Below are 15670 nucleotides of genomic sequence, written 5' to 3' on the forward strand. Positions count from 1 at the left end.
CCTTTTGTCAGGGGCGAGGAGGGGTGCGCGGGTAGACTGCAGGCCGGTTGTCGCCGTAGGCGGTTGGTTTCATATGCCGCACATCACGGCAGGAGATCCCCAGGTAGCAGGGCGCCTGCGCGACGTTCCTGGTGCCGCTGCCGCAGGGCAGCCCACGCACGAGGCGTGATCTCGGCTGAGGGGGGCCAACGTGATCGGTGTCGCTCCTGCCCACACCGGCATGGACGGCGGAGGGTTCACGCGGCGCCGCGTCATGATCGTGTCGGCGAAGATCGGCGGCGGGCACGATGCCGCCGGCCGGGCGCTTCGTGAAGCGGTGCTCCAGCGCTGGCCGGGCAGCGAGATCCGCTGGGTCGACACCCTCGACCGGATGGGGCCGGGCGTCGGCCCGGGCTTCTGCTGGATCTACACCTCCAGCGTCGAGCGCGCACCCTGGCTGTACGACTTCTTCTACGGCGCAAGCTGGCGCCTTCGCTTTCTGGCGCGCGGCTCCAAGCGCTTCACCGGTAGCTGGGCGGGGCGAAGGTTGGCCGGCGAGATCGATGCGTTCGTTCCCGGCATCATCCTCAGCACCTACCCGCTGGGCAGCGCCGGCCTGTCCTGGCTTCGCCATCATCGCGGGCTCGCGGCGCCCACAGCGGCGTGGGTGAGCGACTTCGCACCACACCCGTTCTGGGTCCACGGCGGGATCGACACGACGTACGTTGTCCACGAGGCGGCGGTCGCGGGTGCCCGCCTTGCCGACGCCTCCGCCCGCGTCGCGGTGTCGGCGCTGCCCGTGGAGAAGGCGTTCCGGCCCGGTGACGCGGCGAGCGCCCGGCAGCATTTCGGGCTACGCGCGGACGCGTTCGTCGTCCTCATCGCCTGTGGCACGTTCGCCTTCGGTATGCGCGACTCGATGCTGCGGACGCTGCTCGCGGCGGACCCACGGGTCCAGGTCGTCGCGGTGTGTGGGCGCAACGACACGGTGTTGACCCGGCTGCGAAGCCTCGGCTATCCGCACGACCAACTGCTGCCCCTCGGCTGGGTGGACGACATGCCCCGGCTCAACCAGGCGGCCGACGTGGTGGTGACGAACGCCGGAGGCGTGACAGCACTCGAAGCCGTCGCGAGCGGTAGGCCGGTGATCATGGCCGAGCCGATTCCCGCACACGGCATCGCGAACGCGAGCCTGATGACGGTCGCCGGACTCGCCGAACTGTGCATGTCGCAGGAGCAGCTCGCGGCCCGCGTACGTGCGGCTCTCACCGGCTGGAGTGGGCCGCCCGGAGTTGGTCCGGCGGCCGACGCCGGCCGGTCCCACGCCGACCCGCCGACGAACGACATGCCAGCGACCGGTGTACGCGGCACTGCCGTGACCGGTGAGCTGACCGCCGAGTTGACCGATGAGCCCTCGGCGACGTCCTTCTGCGCGGCACCGTCGCGGCCGTGGCCGATGCGCCCGGCGGACGCATTCTTTGCCCGGGTCGAGGACGGCGGGCCACCCCAGGAGATCGGCGTCGTCGTCGAACTGGACCGTCTCTCCGACGGGCGGGCGGTGACGCTCGACCAGATCAGGGCGACGGTCGCGGCGCGGGTCCCGCATCTTCCGCCGCTCCAGTGGCAGCCGATGCGCCGCGGTCATCAGTGGGGTTGGGCGGTACGCAGAGACGTCGACGTCGCCGCACTCATCACAGAGCGGTACGCCCGGTCGGACGAGGACGTCGCGGACATTCTCGACGAGGTCTTCTCCACGAGGTTGCCACGCGACCGGCCGGTCTGGCGGATGGTCCTGATCCACCCGCCGGCGGGCGGACGGAGCACGCTGGTGATGAAGGTCCATCACAGCCTCGGCGATGGGTTGTCGGCCCTCGGGCTCCTCACCTGGCTGTTCGACACGGAGCCGGGTGCAGGTGCGGGTGCCACACCAGGCGACCGGCACGCAGACCGACCGACCACCAACGCGGTCGATGCTCTGCATGGACTCTGGCACCTCGCGACGCGCGGTCGTGCCCCCCGGCACCCGCTCAACCGGCACCCGTCCCATCGCGCGGTGCTGACTGTCCCACTGCCCGCCGCCGAGCTCCGCAAGGCCGCGCGTCGCCTCGATGTCCGTACGTTCGAACTCGTTCTCGCCCTCGTGGCCGAGACCCTCGACCGCCTTCTGCGTCCGGCGGGCCTGCTCGGCAGTGGACCGCTGCGGGCGTTCGTCCCGCTCAGTGGCCGGCCGCGGTCGGACGAACGGATCTTCGGCAACTGGACGACGGCGGTCCCGGTGGAGGTTGCGATGGGTCCGATGCGGCCGGCCGAGCGCCTCGCACGGATCCGGAGCGAACTACGCCTGGGCGTGTCACGCGGCGAAGCCCTCGCCGCCGGACTCGTCATGCGTGCGGTGGGCCTGCTCCCGGGTGCTCTTCATGGATGGTTCGCACGTACGACGTACTCCGATCGGTATCTCAACCTCGTGGTGTCCTACCTCCCCGGCCCGAGGGGTACGCACCGGATGGCCGGCGCGCGCGTGCACGCCCTCTATCCGGTGGCCCCGCTGACCCGCAGGGTTCCGCTGTCGATCGGGGTGATCACGACCGACGAGACGGCGGGTGTGGGCATCCTCGCCGACCCGGCGCTGGGCCTCGACCGCGCGACCGTGGCCAAGACCTTGGGGCAGGCCTACGCGGAGCTGGTGGAGTCCTGACATGCCGCACACAAGCGTCGCCATCGCTGTGCCTCTGGCGATCTGTGCGGCGGCGTCGTTCGGTGCGGCGGCGGCCCTGCAGCAACGGGCGGCCCGACGGGTCCCCGAAGCCCGCCTGACGAGTACCCGACTCCTGCGGGACCTGCTCCGGCAGGAGGGGTTCGTCCCCAGCATCGGCCTGGCGGCGATGGGTTTCGTCCTGCAGGGCATGGCGTTGGCGTTCGGCCCGCTGACGCTGGTCCAGCCGTTGCTGATCACCGGAACGCTGTTCTTCATCGGGTTCGCCTGCTATCTGAATCGACGTCCGGTGGATGTCGTCCTGGTGCTGGCGGCATCGCTCGCGCTCGCCGGGTTGACGGCGTTCATCCTCGTGGCCCGGCCGGAGACCGGCGCGGCCCACTTCGACACCGCCGGCGCCTTGCCGTTCGCGGTGGGCATGGTCGCCGTCGTCGGCGTGTGCCTGGTGTTGGCGACGCGGCTGAGCGGCGATGCGCGGGTCCTTCCCCTCGCCGTCGCGACGGCGGTCTGTTACGGCGTCGCGGCCGGCCTGCTGCGCAGTCTCGCCTCCGAGTTCGACGGCGACCTGTTCGCCCTGGCGGGGAGATGGCAGCTCTACGCCCTTGCTGTTGTCGGTGTGGCGGGGTTCTCACTCAACCAGCAGGCCTACCAGAAGGGCCTCCTCGGCACCCTCGCGGTCGCGACCATCACGGTGGGGGACCCGGCGGTCTCGATCGGGGTCGGTATCGCGTGGTTGGGGGAGTCGATCCGTGGTGGCCCCGCGGCGACCGTCGGCGAGGTGGTCTCATTGCTCGTCGTCGCTGGCGGAATCCTGTTGATCCACACCCGGTCCCAGTGGCTCACCCAGCGCCTTCGCGGACACGAGCTGCCTGACGCGTTGCATGAGGCGCGGCCACGCTCCGGCGGCTATCTGGCGGCGCCCTGTCCGGACGAGGGTCCAGGCAGGGGCGGCCGGGAACCGCGAGGATCCTGGCCCGTGACGGACCCACGCGAGCCACGCCGGCAGCGCGACGACGGACCCCTAGATCGTTGAATCGGAAATTCGGGCTGGCAATCAGCTCGGTGATCGTAGGCGATGAGGGATCGCTTGACAGGTGCGTCGACGGTCCAGTCGTGCCGGATCGCGGTGTTGAGGGCGAGGACGGCCTGGCCCCCTGCGGCCCGGTGGCTGGTGCCGCTTCAGTCGCTGATTTCCGGGGCGTAGAAACTCGGCAGGGGCTGCGGCCCCGTGTACCTCTGACACTCGCAGGGCTCTTGCACGTTCCCGACCCAACGGCCGCCGTCCCACTTGCTGACCTCTTTGGTCGCTCGGCAGCAGCCGTCCTCGCCGTGGAACGACACGGCGTGTCCACACGCGCAGACGGGCTTGCGCTCGCCAAGTTCGCCGCGGCGTCGCCGATTGGGTAGGAACCGACCAATGGCCACCCCTGCCGCGAAGATGCCGGCGCCAACGAGCATCTCTAGCATGACCCGAGCGTACGCCAATGTCCGGGATGATCCGGTCAGGCGATCTAGATAGCCATCTAGCGCTTGTTGAGTTTCGACACGATGGCGCGGATCTTTGCCTGAGTACGTGGGTCGCTGGCTGCTGCCTGCAGCCGGTCCTGCGCCTTCGTGACCGCCTGCTGGATTCGCGGGTCCTTTGCGACCTGCTCCACCCTGGCCTGCGCGGTATGGAGGTAGCTCTGCGTACGAGGGTGACGCACCAGCCGCTGCGCCTCTGCCATCACCTTCTCGCCCTGGCGACTTCGGAACAGCTGCACGATCCGGTCGAGTAGCGATGACGCCACAATGCCTCCTCTGGTTGGTACGACGTCTGGGCAACGCTTGGCGCGGCGGTACGGGTTCCGCGCCCTCGGCGGGGAAGCTGCGGCGGTCGACCTCTCCCTGAGAAGTGAGCGGTTGAGCCTCCGGGTGCCCGAGGTTGCGGTGGGTGCGATGGCGTGCGTGCGCGTGGGGCGGTTCTGGCTCTCTGACCGACCCTGGTCACCGGTTTCGCGCGCCGGCGTTGCCAAGCGCGGATAAGTATGACAACTTACCCTCCATTAAGTATGACAATACGCGAAGGGTGTCACGGCGCGAACGGACCGAACGTGCCCATGTATCTGCGAAGAGGACTCACTCGTCCACTCGCGTCTTTGGTGGTCGAGTTGGCAGCTGAGAAGGAGCGAAGGTGACTATCACTGTCTCAAGTCGCACCCTGGCGATCACCATGCTGACGATGCTCGCCGTACTCATCGGCTCGATTGGTGTGGCGGGGGCGCATGCCCGAGCGGATCACACGACGGCGGCGGGAGCAACCGAGCCCGAAGGCGCCCTGCCGGACCACACTGCGGATGTGCGGCGACTCTTCACAGAGCTGACCAAGGAGTGGCCGGCCAACCGGACCATCAATGTCGTTGTTCACGGCCACAGCGTCCCGTCCGGCTATCACCAGACACCGCAGGTCAAGCCCTTCGAGTCCTACCCCTTCATGGTGTACCAGGGCCTGAACGCGCGGTTCCCGACCGCAGTGATGAACACCATCACCACGTCGATCGGTGGCGAAAACTCCGTGCAGGGAGCAGCGCGCTTCCGCCGCGACGTTCTGAGGCACCAGCCGGATCTGCTGCTGATCGACTACGCCATCAACGACACAAACCTCCCTCTCGACGAGGTGGAGAGAGCCTGGCGCGACATGATCACGGTGGCGCGTAGGAACCACGTCCCCCTCGTGCTCCTCACCCCGACCGGAACCGTGCCCCATGACCTCAGCAACCCGGACGACCCGCTCAGCATCCGGGCTGAGTTGATTCGGCGCCTGGGCGGGGACTACGACATCCCCGTCGCGGACGTGAGCGCCCGGTGGCAGGAGGCACTGGACTCGGGGACGCCGAAGGAGTCGCTCCTCAGCCACTACTACCACCCCAACAAGGCGGGGCACGAACTCGCGGCCGCGGAGATTCTGCGCACCATCGACGCGATGCGCGCAGAGGCGGGCCAGTCCTCTCCGTGACACCGGCCTTGGGTTTCGCACACGTGGTTGACCAGAGTCTCAAGGAGAGAAGTGTCAGGGATCGCGTTACGCTGCGCGCGTGTGCGTACCCCCAACACCGAGACCGTTGTACGACATCTTCGCTCAGGGGATTTCAGGGCCTGTGACGACATCGTGCAGAGCCTGCCGTACTTCTTCGGCAGCGACGTGGGCGTGGTTGCCTGTGCGCGGGCCGTCAGGACCCAGCGCGGTTGGGTCGCCGAAGAGTGCGGGCAAGTGAACGTTTTCCTCGTTGTGGACTATCCGCTGCCATCGGCTCCTGAAATCACCTGGATGGCCGTGCGGGCGGGATTCCGTCGGCGCGGTCTCGGCCGAGCGCTGATAGATCGCGCCGTACGGGAGCTACGCGCGGCCGGTGCCTTGGTGCTGTCCGTCCTCACGCTGGCGGCCTCTGTGCCTGAAACCGGGAGCGACACCTACGCTTCGTAAAGGCCCGAGGGCTTACGGCGCGTCGAGGGCTTGCATTAGTACTGTCGGTCGCGGATCCGACTCCGATGTGAAGGAGTTTCGTGCCGATGCCGTACACGCCCCGGTCCAGCCCCAGGCCGGTGTCGTGCTGGGGCAAGCTCGGTGACCAGTACGGTCGCAAGCGCCTGTTCAAGGGCGCCATCGTGATCTTCCTCGTGGGTTCGGTCCTGTGCGGGCGAGTCCCGGTCGACGCTGGAGTTGATCGGCTTGCGTGCCCTGCAGGGCGTAGGCGGCGTCGGGCTGATGGGGTCGATGTTCGCCGGCACCCTCCTGGTCGTGTTGGCTGGACTGCAGCTGATCTGGGGACTCGCCGGTCTGCTCAGAACCACGATGTTCCTGGTGGCGTCGACCGGCTTGGGCATCACCTGGAACTACACCGTCTGGAGCTGGATCCTCATCGGAATGGCAGTTCTGACCGGGCTGACCGGTCTGGCAGGTCTCGGCCGTGTGGCTCCGGCTCGGTACGCCGGCATCTTCCTGGCGTCGGTTTTGGTGTTTGCGAACTTCCTCACCCCGCGATGCCGATCTGGTCGTTGATCATGATCGGTAGAGGCATCCTCGCGATCTACGCACTTGTGGCACGCGGCAGTGAATTCCGCGCCGCGACAGTGCCGGCGCTCGCCAGTGACTGCTGCGACGGCCCCTGCGATGGGACGAGACATGGGTGTCGGCAATTGTGCGTGGCGTTTCGCCGACTCATGGTCGAGGCAGCAGGTGTGGGTCCTCGGTGTAGACGTAGCTGAACCGGCCGTCGGGTGCGGCGTCACCGTGCAGGTAGAAATCCATGACGTCGCCATCGTTCTGCATGTTGTCCGCCCACTTGAACTCGAGCTGCAGCCGTCCGTGGTCGTCTACAGCGTGCCGGAGGAACCGTCGTGGCACTGCGATCTGAATCTCGCTGCCGGAGACGCGGACGTCGACCTTCTCGACCTTCTGCCAGGCCCAGCCGCGATTGGTTCGTTCGAGCCAGGTTCGGTGGCGGTCGGCGCCGATGCGGTTGACCGCAACGTCGAAGCCCTTCCATCCGTTGGTTCCGTCGCCATCGACATTGACGAGCAAGGTCATCCAGTTCCGGTTCGCGTCCGCACCGGTGATCGCTTCAGCGGCGCGCGCGTAGAAGTAGACGTATCGGTCGTCGCGGGCAACCTTGAGCTCCGCGAAGTCGTTACGGCCGGTGTCGTTGGTATATGTCGCGCCGCCGAATCCAGGGTGGTTACGCTCCACGGTATCTCCGGTGAAGTCGCGGTAGGCGGGCTGCACGTCGTTCCACTGCGAGAACGGACCATCGATGTCGATCGAACGCTCATTGCCTGGTGACGCCTGGGTGCCGAGGCCCTTGTACTGCCGGATGAAGTCGACCAGTTGCAGGTAATAGTTGTCGTTGTAGCCGCCCTTCATCGGTTCTGCGTCGCGGCTGAACTCGACGGTTGCCTGGTCGACGAAGAAGATCGGTCGTTCCGGCGGTCCGTCGAAGCGTTGTGCCACCCACTCGTTCCAGCCGGTGACCATTACCATCCTCGGATCGACCGCGAGGGCGTGCTCCCACTGTTCGGTGAAGTTGTAGCCATGCAGGTAGGCGTTGGGGTCCGGGTCGAGCGCGCCGTCGTGGAAGCTGCGCGACCAGTTGTTGCCGTAGCCGTAGAATGGCTGGTCACTGAACGGAAGGTTGTTGTGAATGCCGACGGCGACGTTGACCACGTCCGGCTCGCCGTCGACGTAGAACACCTCCTGCGGTCGGGTGAAGCTGATCCATGGGAAGCCGTACGGCTTCATCGGCTCGATCGGCCACTGGTTGCGCCGGAAGGTAAAGAATTCGCGGACCTCGTCGGACACCTGATCGGGATCACCGATGATCAACGGTTTGCCGTCCAACTCGAACCACAGTTCCGGATAGCGCCGCGGCTCGTACAGGTCCGCGTAGATGTTCTCGATCGTCTCTCCGGAGCGGGCGTTCGTGTAGAAGACGACCTGTGGCACGTCCCAGCCCTGGCGGCGAACGTCGTCGAAGACACCCAACAGCTTGTCGTACACGCCTTTGTAGGTGAATGCGTTCGTCGTGTCGAAGACCAGGAAGTCGACCTGGGCGATGGCCAGCATTTGGGCGTGCTTGCGTAACACCCACGCGTCATCGCTGAAGTAGTAGTCGAACAGTGACTCCCCCCAGTGGTGGAACGCCCCGCGCGGCCCCCACGCCGGGTGGTCGGGGTCGTATGCCGCCTCAGGGGTCTCGGCGAGGATCTTTGTGATGTTGTACGGCCCGGTGCGAGTGTGCTGTCCGAGCCATAGGAAGTAGAAGAGTCCGACGTGCCGATCCTCGCGCGGAGCAGGCACCTCGCCGTGGTGCGACAACTCTCGTCCGAGGTCGTCGGTGCCAGCTAGGTAGCCGAATTCGAAAGGCCCCGGCGTCGCGTCGATGTTCTCGACCACTGGGGCCTCGCTGACACGCCGTTCCAGAGATGTCGACGCCGCGGCGCCAAGACCAGGGCTGGTCATAGCGCTGACGAGTACGCTGACCAGCACCGCTAGACCGAACCGACCGGGCCAGCGGAGCACGCCGCGTCGACTCGGTGACCGGACGGCAGGCGGGAACGTCGATGGTACGGACATGAGAGACCTCCGATAGGTGTTACCGCACCACGGCGACGGCGGTCAGTGGCTTCACCTGCAGGGCGACGTCGAATGCGCCAGGAAGCTCCCAACCGTAATTGAACGTGGTGATCCTCAGTTCCTCGACACGGGTACGCGGGAGATATCCACCTTGCTGGGCGACAGAAAAGGCATGGTGCAGAAACGGCAATAGATCGGTTCGGATCGAGTGCCAACGGCCGTCCTTGATGCTGCGATCCCAGAACTCGCTGCCAGGCATCACTGCGATGAACTGGTTGGTCTGGCCGGTGTGGCCCGCGTCCTCGGCGTAATGGGCCGGTGGGATGTCGTACCGGTCGTCGACGACGGGCACGCCGAACCACACCAGGTTCCCGTAGTCAGGTGAACTCTCGTTGCGATTCTGGAGCGTGAAGTACGCCGTGACCTGGGCGGCCTGCAGGCCAGGGTCGTAGTCCGCCGGGCTCATGTGGTTGACGAAGTGGTCCACACGAGCGGTCAACCCGAACTGCAGCTTGGCCAGGTCGACCAGCCGGACTCCAGCGGCGCCCCACACCTGTTCCACGAGAAGGTGTGGCCATGGTTCACCCGGCTGGCGTGGCCGGTCGTACTCCGCACTAGCCATCGCCTCCAACCACAGCCCGCCATCGTGGCAACGGATCAGGCGCTTCGCCGCGCTTTCGTACCCGTCCCCATCGGCTGTCAGGCCGACGAGCCGTGAGTCATCGAAGAGTGCTGCCGATAACTCCACACTGTCGGATGCGTGCACGGCAGGTATCTCACATGCAAGAATGCCAGCCGCGGCGACACCGGAGAGGAACGTACGGCGCTTCATGAGCCCCCCTTGAAAGGCGCTTCCTCACCCCGATTGACGCGGAGCTTTGATGAGCGGGACCCAGGGGTCAAGGACCTTTCATATCCGTGAACGCCTCGGGTGAACTAGCCACGACCGTCGAACGTCACCCGGTATAGACCTGGCAGCCACGTTCACTGCTCTGCCCTTCTGCGGATGTTGTGCAGGTCCTGCGCGCCGGGTCAGGCGATGTTTCTGCCAAGCGGTTTCGAACCACGGCCAGACACTGCTGTTGACGATCCGCTCGGCGGCGCGTGCGGCTTCAACCGTTGCCGGTCGTGCCGACTGGCGTGGCCGACGACATCCGCGACTCCGGCCGCGAGGGCGGGCGTGACCAGGCCGGCGCCGCCGTATACGGCGTCGTGGCTGTCCCAACCGGCGAGTCCGGCGAACTCGGTGGCCAAGGCTTCGTCGTACGCCGGCATCGTGGTGTCGGCGCGACGTGCGGCGGACGCCAGCACGCGCCAACGCTACTTGTGCTCCCAGCCCAGCCAGATCAGCCACGGATATGGGTGTACGCCGAGCACACGAGGCCGGAAGATGCCGGGACGTGCAGCAACGGGCGGCTCGAAGGCAAGGATGTGCCCGATGCGGTAGTAACGGAAGGTGAGCTCGGCAGCCGCGAGGTACGCAGGAGCCCGCCGGTCGAGCCCGGCCACCACATCGCTGTCGTGCCAGGGCAGCCGATGCCGGGGACTGCTCGGGCGTACTCATGCTCAGCCGGGTCCTAGCGGGCCAGCACGGGGCGTAGCCGTCATAACCTCAGTCGGCGCCGTGGTCCTCGGGAGGGAGCGCGACGGCTGTGGCTTCATCCATGGAAACTCGACCGTCGCAGAAACCGATCACGATGACTAGACGCGCCCATCAGGGGATCGGCCATGTCAGAGACATGGACTTTCAAGCACGACGGCGTGCTGCCATTCGGAGGCGAGTACGGCGGGTTCGTTCACGTCCGCGCGTACGTGGCAGGCGACGAGGTCGGTCCGATCGTCCTCGTTGGCGAGTTGAGCGACCCCGAGGGCATCCCAACCGCGGCGAGGGCGGTCTCGTGAGGTCGATGGCGAGTCAAGTCAGCCTGTTATCCCGGCCAGGTGTGACTCTGCGGCGGAGCGGGCTCTTGTGCGATGACCCAGCCGGGTCAGACTCGACGGTGGCGTCCCAGCCCCTGCGGTCGGTATGCACCCATTCTCCGAACGAGATCCGCACGATCTGGTCCCCTGGGCCGATCGCCCAGCCACAGACGGAACATGACTGCTTGATCGTGGCGATCACGACGTGCTTGTCATCTCTGCGTTGCCAGTGGTTGCTCTGGCTGCTCGGTCCCATGACCGCCGTTCCCTTCAGTGGCGGCGGTCTAGCCAGATCTTGCGGTAGGCCTACCTGTCGGTTCCTGACGGCATCCTTGCGTGCGAGAGCGTCGTTGCGGGAGGGAGACTGCTCGCGCTCGCTGCCGATTGTCAGCCGCTGAGGCAGCTGGCCGGGGTGTTGCCTCGCGTCCGTTGTTGGACGTTGACGCGGCGGCCGTTGACAGTGGCTGAAAGCCCTTCTACGTTCCCTAAACACCAACTACTAAAACGCTTAAGTGAGCCAGTTGTGCGCCGGTGCGGAGCCGTGCTTGAGCCGCCGCCTGCCGCAGCTACCACGGCTAGGAGCTGACGTGACTTCACCAACAGCAGGCGGACGAGCGCGCACCACGCGACGGACCTTCGTGGCGCGGACCGGTGCAGCTTCTGCCTTGTTGGCCTTGGGTGGTCTGGCGCGTCCATGGTCCGCCTGGGCGGATGCCGATGCGACGTCTGCGGGTTCACTGTCGAAGCCGCCGCGCAGTGCGGACCTTCGTGAGACGGGCGACCTGCAAAGGCGATGGATGAGCCTTTCCGGCAGCCGCCTGGTGGTCAATCCGTTCGACTTCAACACGAGCCTTCGGCCGGCGGAGTACAACAACGGCTCACACCTTCCACTTCATGTGGGCTACTACGCGGCCGCTCGTGCGCACCGCCTCCTCGACACGCTGATGTTGTACCGGAAGCCGGAAGGACGCACCGGCGGACTCGACGTGGCCTGGGCGGACGAGTTTGAGAGCCTTAGCGAGGACTGGACCGCCGATCCGGGTCTGGAGGCGACTGTCTCAGACGGTCAGTTGCGCCTCAACCTCAGTGCGGATGCCAGCAACTGGTGGGGCTCAGTTCAGCGCTGGGTCGAGGTTGACCTGGACGAGAGCCCGTATATCGAGGTATCGATCACTGAACTGGCCGACGCTTGGGCGCTGCGTGTCAACGACGGCGGCGCCGACATCACCATCCAAGGCGACACCAACGACCAAGGCCAATTCACCTATGACCTACGTAAGCTCACCGGATGGCAGGGCACGAAACGGTTCCGAGTCCGCCTGGTCGTCGCCGTATGGGAGAAGCCTGCGAAGTTCGACTACGTCCGAATCGTCGGCGTACGCAGTGCCGTTGAGGACGCTCAGTCGTTCGAGACCGCCTGGCTGCCGCATGAGCTTCCCGCCACCGCAGAGTACGAAAGTGGCGCCTCGGTCGAGCTGCACGACTACTTCGCTGATGAGAACACGCTACTTCGGTCACTGTCATTCGATCTCCCAGACCCGACGGATCTGGGTTGGTTGATTGGTGGCCGGTACAAGGGTGATGTGTCCTGGGACGGGAGTGCCCGCGTGCTCACCGTGGCGGCCGACGCTTACACCTATGCAGTGGCACTTCCTGACGCGTCGTCTGGGAAGCTCGAGTACTACCCGCGCCTGGTTGACTTTCTCAGCGACACAGGTGCCGTGGATTCCCCAGGCAGTGAGGGATACTGGGCGGTGGAGCTGACGGCGGCGTCCGATGGACCGCTTCCCATAGCGCTGGGCTTCGCGACAAGCCAGGAAGGTGCCGACGTGGCGGTAGGGCGAGCTACTGCGACAGCTCGCCGCGGTGACTGGACCATCCTGCGCGCTATGCAGGAGCGTTCCTGGACCAGGTACCTGCAGTGCCAGGTGCCTCATCCCGCCGTCTTTGACCTCGTGGCCGCACCTGCGGGCTGCCCACGAGAAGGCTGCCCAGAGGTTACCCCTGATCAGGTCCGAGACACCTACTACAAAGCATGGATCTTCGCCGCAGCCAACGTGCTGCCACCCATGCCAGAGGTCGACTTCCCATACCCCCAGCTCGCAACGGGGAAGCCGTCTATGTGGGCCTTTGGCGCTCCTCAAGCGAGCGCGTCCGCAACCTGGGAGAGCATGCTGCAGATACAGTTCTACGGTTATGCAGACCCTGCAGTGGCGTGGAACGCCTTCCGCGGTTTGATGTCCCTCGTCGACGAAACAGGGGCCCTGGCGGGTGAGGTGCTACCTACTCGCGCCGCGCAGACGGCGATGGTTCTCTACCACCTGAGCGGCGACCAGAACAGGTTGAGGGACATCTACCCCTCACTGAAGCGACACCTTATTTGGAAGAAGGATAACCCCCGCTGGATCCACGGCGACCACGACAACCCACATGAGAAGGACGCCGGTTTCGTCGTTTCCGTTCTCATCGACATGAAGTATGCTCGTGACATCGCGGACATACTGGAATTCGATGAGGACATCGAGTTCTGGGAGAGCCAGCGACGAGAGTACTTCAACGAGTACCTTGCATGGTTCTGGGAGACTCCCGATAGCGAACCGGTCGAGTACTACTACACAGACACCGGGGCGCGGAACCGCGGCGGTACGTTGTGGATCACCAGCGGACTGCATCTGGACCTATGGAACGACAACAGCCAGCGCCAACTCGATGGGCTCAAGCGACGGTTCACCGCCGAGTTCAAACCGCAGGAGCCATTCGGCAACTTCGCCTACCCCAAGTACTCCGACATCAGCTACACCATCTACGGTTTGCTCGACCAAGGCATGCAGGGTGAGGCTCTTCAGCTGGCCAACGTGGCGGTACGTGACACCACCAGAGCGAACATGTTCGCCGAGGTGTATTTCGAATGGGAGTTCCCCGAACCGCGCGGTGTAAGGCCATCCTTCTTCGGTGCCGGCTTCGCCATGGACATGGTGATGATGAACAACGGCTACCGAATGGACCAAGGCTGGCCGCACCTGGTCCGATTCCACTCCGGTGAAGGTGGCGTGTCGAACCTGCGCCTTCGCGGCCGAACACTGAACCTCCGTGTCGAACCAGAGTCAGGTACGGTGCGGTGCGGCGGCAGCCTCGTACGCGAGATTCCCGATTGTCGGGAAGTTGCGGTCGCAGTCGGCGAAACCGTGCCCCTCCCACTTAGCTGTGGCTCCGCAGCGTTTTGAGGGGACAGATCTCATCGCTTACTCCGACGACCTCACGGATCGGGCGAAAGTGAAGACCACGGCGTCCGGCCAGTGACTTCCCATTCGTTAACCCGGCAATCGAGCCGAGGCTGTCAGCGCGTCGGATGCCACCCCCGCCAATGACCTTGGCCGCCGTCTACAGTGAAAAGGGCTAGACCCTTCAGTGCATCGGGGAAGTGGGTGGGTGGCCATGAACCAGGTCGTCGGACCCGAGGGGGCGGCGCCACAGAAGGCGCACACCGGATCGGCCGTAGTCACCGGCACCCGCGGTCGGCGACCGACCATCGGGGATGTTGCGCGGCGTGCCGGGGTATCGAATGGCGCCGTCTCCCTGGTTTTCGGTGACCGTCCAGGGGTCGGGCGCGCCACCGCGGAACGCATCCGCGCGGCAGCAGCCGAGCTCGGGTGGGTTCCCAACGCTGGTGCCCGGAGCCTGTCCAGTATGCGTTCGTACGCGGTGGGGATCGTCCTCAGTCGGCCAGCCCACCTGCTGGCTGCCGACCCTTTCTTCGCCGGGTTCATCGCCGGAGTGGAGCACGTCCTCGCCCGCCACGACTACGCACTCCTGCTCCGTGTCGTCGAGAGTGCAGAGCAGGAGGATCACGCCTACCGCAGTCTAGTCGGAGGTCGGAGAGTCGACGGATTCATCCTCACCGACACTCGATGGAAGGATCCGCGGATTTCGCTGCTGTCGCAGCTGGGTGTCCCCACTGTCGCCCTGGGCCCGGCCGGCCGCTCCTGCCCTTTCCCCGTCGTAGGCCCCGACGACCGCCGCATGACGACGGAACTCGTCCAACATCTCATCGACCTGGGACACACCCGAATCGCCCACGTATCCGGACCACTGGCCTACATCCACTCCCGCGTCCGGCGCACGGCCTGGCGCGCCGCACTTCGCCAAGCCGGCCTCCAACCGGAGGCGGAAGTGGAGGGAGACTTCACTGCCGCTAGTGGTGCGGCCGCCACCGTACGGCTGCTTCGCGCGGACGATCCACCCACCGCCATCTTCTACGGCAACGACCTGATGGCCATCGGCGGAATGTCAGCCCTCACCGACAACAACCTGGCAGTACCAGGCGACGTCTCGATCACTGGATACAGCGAGATCAACCTCGCCGCCTACTCCTCGCCCGGGCTCACTACCGTCCGACGCGACCTCGAAGTGTGGGGTCAAACCGCCACGCGCGCACTGCTGGAAATCATCGACGGCGGCCAAGTCCCCAACCAGACACATGTCGCCAGCGAACTAGTCATCCGCGCATCTACCGGCCCAGCCCCGAAGCTGTCAGGACTCTTTGAAGAGCAGGCCACTGGCGCTCTTTGAAAATCGGCCACCCAATCACGTGGTCGAACGCACCAGCAGGTACACACGATGCTGCTGCACCTGCCGCGTATGGACGACTTCGGCGTCACCCCGTACGTGAAGAACAGGCCCCCGCTGGCCGGCCACGGTTCTGGGAACTGCCTCGCTATGAGAATCAAGGCGGCGTGACGCGGCGCACGTCTGGCCGCCCTCGCATGCAGGCCCCTGGCGGCGTCCGCGCTGACCTCGACTACAAGGTCAGGCTCCACGCGAAGTATCGTGCCGGCCTCTGCCACGACAGTGTGAACTCCGCTGGCACGGATGGTCTGGGCCGCTTCGGAGAGTAGCGCGCCGATCTCGACGGCGGCTCGGTCGGTGAGTTGGATAGCTCGGCCGACGTG

General features: G+C 65.8%; 13 protein-coding genes. 8 read left to right on the forward strand and 5 right to left on the reverse strand.

The window, feature by feature from the left end; translation table 11 throughout:
• The first annotated feature begins 190 nt into the window (after positions 1-190).
• A complete protein-coding gene (locus tag ABN028_RS16330; RefSeq protein WP_349697165.1) occupies positions 191-2674 on the forward strand; it encodes a wax ester/triacylglycerol synthase domain-containing protein in 2484 nt (827 codons plus the stop codon).
• Between the two features lies 1 nt (position 2675).
• Positions 2676-3725, forward strand: a complete 1050-nt coding sequence (locus ABN028_RS16335) for a DMT family transporter (protein ID WP_349697166.1) — start codon at positions 2676-2678, stop codon at positions 3723-3725.
• A 490-nt stretch (positions 3726-4215) separates the two neighbouring features.
• On the opposite strand, the gene ABN028_RS16340 is transcribed toward ABN028_RS16335, so the two are convergent.
• Positions 4216-4482 (reverse strand): hypothetical protein, encoded by a 267-nt coding sequence (locus ABN028_RS16340; RefSeq protein ID WP_349328709.1) that lies wholly within the window; start codon positions 4480-4482, stop codon positions 4216-4218.
• 383 nt (positions 4483-4865) lie between these two features.
• Here ABN028_RS16340 and ABN028_RS16345 point away from each other — a divergent pair, with 383 nt between their 5' ends.
• From ABN028_RS16345 to ABN028_RS16355, 3 genes are all read left to right on the forward strand, one after another.
• Positions 4866-5687 (forward strand): SGNH/GDSL hydrolase family protein, encoded by an 822-nt coding sequence (locus tag ABN028_RS16345; protein WP_349697167.1) that lies wholly within the window; start codon positions 4866-4868, stop codon positions 5685-5687.
• 51 nt (positions 5688-5738) lie between these two features.
• Entirely contained in the window at positions 5739-6155 is a 417-nt protein-coding gene (locus ABN028_RS16350) for a GNAT family N-acetyltransferase (RefSeq protein WP_349328707.1), read from the forward strand.
• A gap of 246 nt (positions 6156-6401) precedes the next feature.
• On the forward strand, positions 6402-6731 hold the full coding sequence (locus ABN028_RS16355) for a DUF7144 family membrane protein (RefSeq protein WP_349697168.1): 330 nt from the start codon (positions 6402-6404) through the stop codon (positions 6729-6731).
• 159 nt (positions 6732-6890) lie between these two features.
• Here ABN028_RS16355 and ABN028_RS16360 read toward each other — a convergent pair whose 3' ends face one another.
• From ABN028_RS16360 to ABN028_RS16375, 4 genes are all read right to left on the reverse strand, one after another.
• Entirely contained in the window at positions 6891-8621 is a 1731-nt protein-coding gene (locus ABN028_RS16360; protein WP_349697169.1) for a hypothetical protein, read from the reverse strand.
• A gap of 199 nt (positions 8622-8820) precedes the next feature.
• Positions 8821-9633 (reverse strand): hypothetical protein, encoded by an 813-nt coding sequence (locus ABN028_RS16365; protein ID WP_349697170.1) that lies wholly within the window; start codon positions 9631-9633, stop codon positions 8821-8823.
• A gap of 200 nt (positions 9634-9833) precedes the next feature.
• On the reverse strand, positions 9834-10112 hold the full coding sequence (locus ABN028_RS16370; protein ID WP_349697171.1) for a hypothetical protein: 279 nt from the start codon (positions 10110-10112) through the stop codon (positions 9834-9836).
• Positions 10113-10121: 9 nt separating this feature from the next.
• On the reverse strand, positions 10122-10310 hold the full coding sequence (locus tag ABN028_RS16375; RefSeq protein WP_349697172.1) for a hypothetical protein: 189 nt from the start codon (positions 10308-10310) through the stop codon (positions 10122-10124).
• A 219-nt stretch (positions 10311-10529) separates the two neighbouring features.
• Between ABN028_RS16375 and ABN028_RS16380 the strand changes: the two genes are divergently transcribed.
• From ABN028_RS16380 to ABN028_RS16390, 3 genes are all read left to right on the forward strand, one after another.
• Positions 10530-10703, forward strand: a complete 174-nt coding sequence (locus tag ABN028_RS16380; protein ID WP_349697173.1) for a hypothetical protein — start codon at positions 10530-10532, stop codon at positions 10701-10703.
• Between the two features lie 605 nt (positions 10704-11308).
• Positions 11309-13945: a hypothetical protein gene (locus ABN028_RS16385; RefSeq protein ID WP_349697174.1), complete on the forward strand. Its 2637-nt coding sequence runs from the start codon at positions 11309-11311 to the stop codon at positions 13943-13945.
• A gap of 211 nt (positions 13946-14156) precedes the next feature.
• Entirely contained in the window at positions 14157-15290 is a 1134-nt protein-coding gene (locus ABN028_RS16390; RefSeq protein WP_349697175.1) for a LacI family DNA-binding transcriptional regulator, read from the forward strand.
• The last annotated feature ends 380 nt before the right edge of the window (positions 15291-15670 follow it).

The organism is Actinopolymorpha sp. B17G11 (assembly GCF_040196095.1).
GTDB lineage: Bacteria > Actinomycetota > Actinomycetes > Propionibacteriales > Actinopolymorphaceae > Thermasporomyces.

What these genes read in the sequence shown, in the direction of transcription:
- ABN028_RS16335 (WP_349697166.1), top strand. Translation starts at nt 2,676, where the DNA reads ATGCCGCACACAAGCGTCGCCATCGCTGTGCCTCTGGCGATCTGTGCG.
- ABN028_RS16365 (WP_349697170.1), bottom strand. Translation starts at nt 9,633, where the DNA reads ATGAAGCGCCGTACGTTCCTCTCCGGTGTCGCCGCGGCTGGCATTCTT.
- ABN028_RS16380 (WP_349697173.1), top strand. Translation starts at nt 10,530, where the DNA reads ATGTCAGAGACATGGACTTTCAAGCACGACGGCGTGCTGCCATTCGGA.
- ABN028_RS16390 (WP_349697175.1), top strand. Translation starts at nt 14,157, where the DNA reads ATGAACCAGGTCGTCGGACCCGAGGGGGCGGCGCCACAGAAGGCGCAC.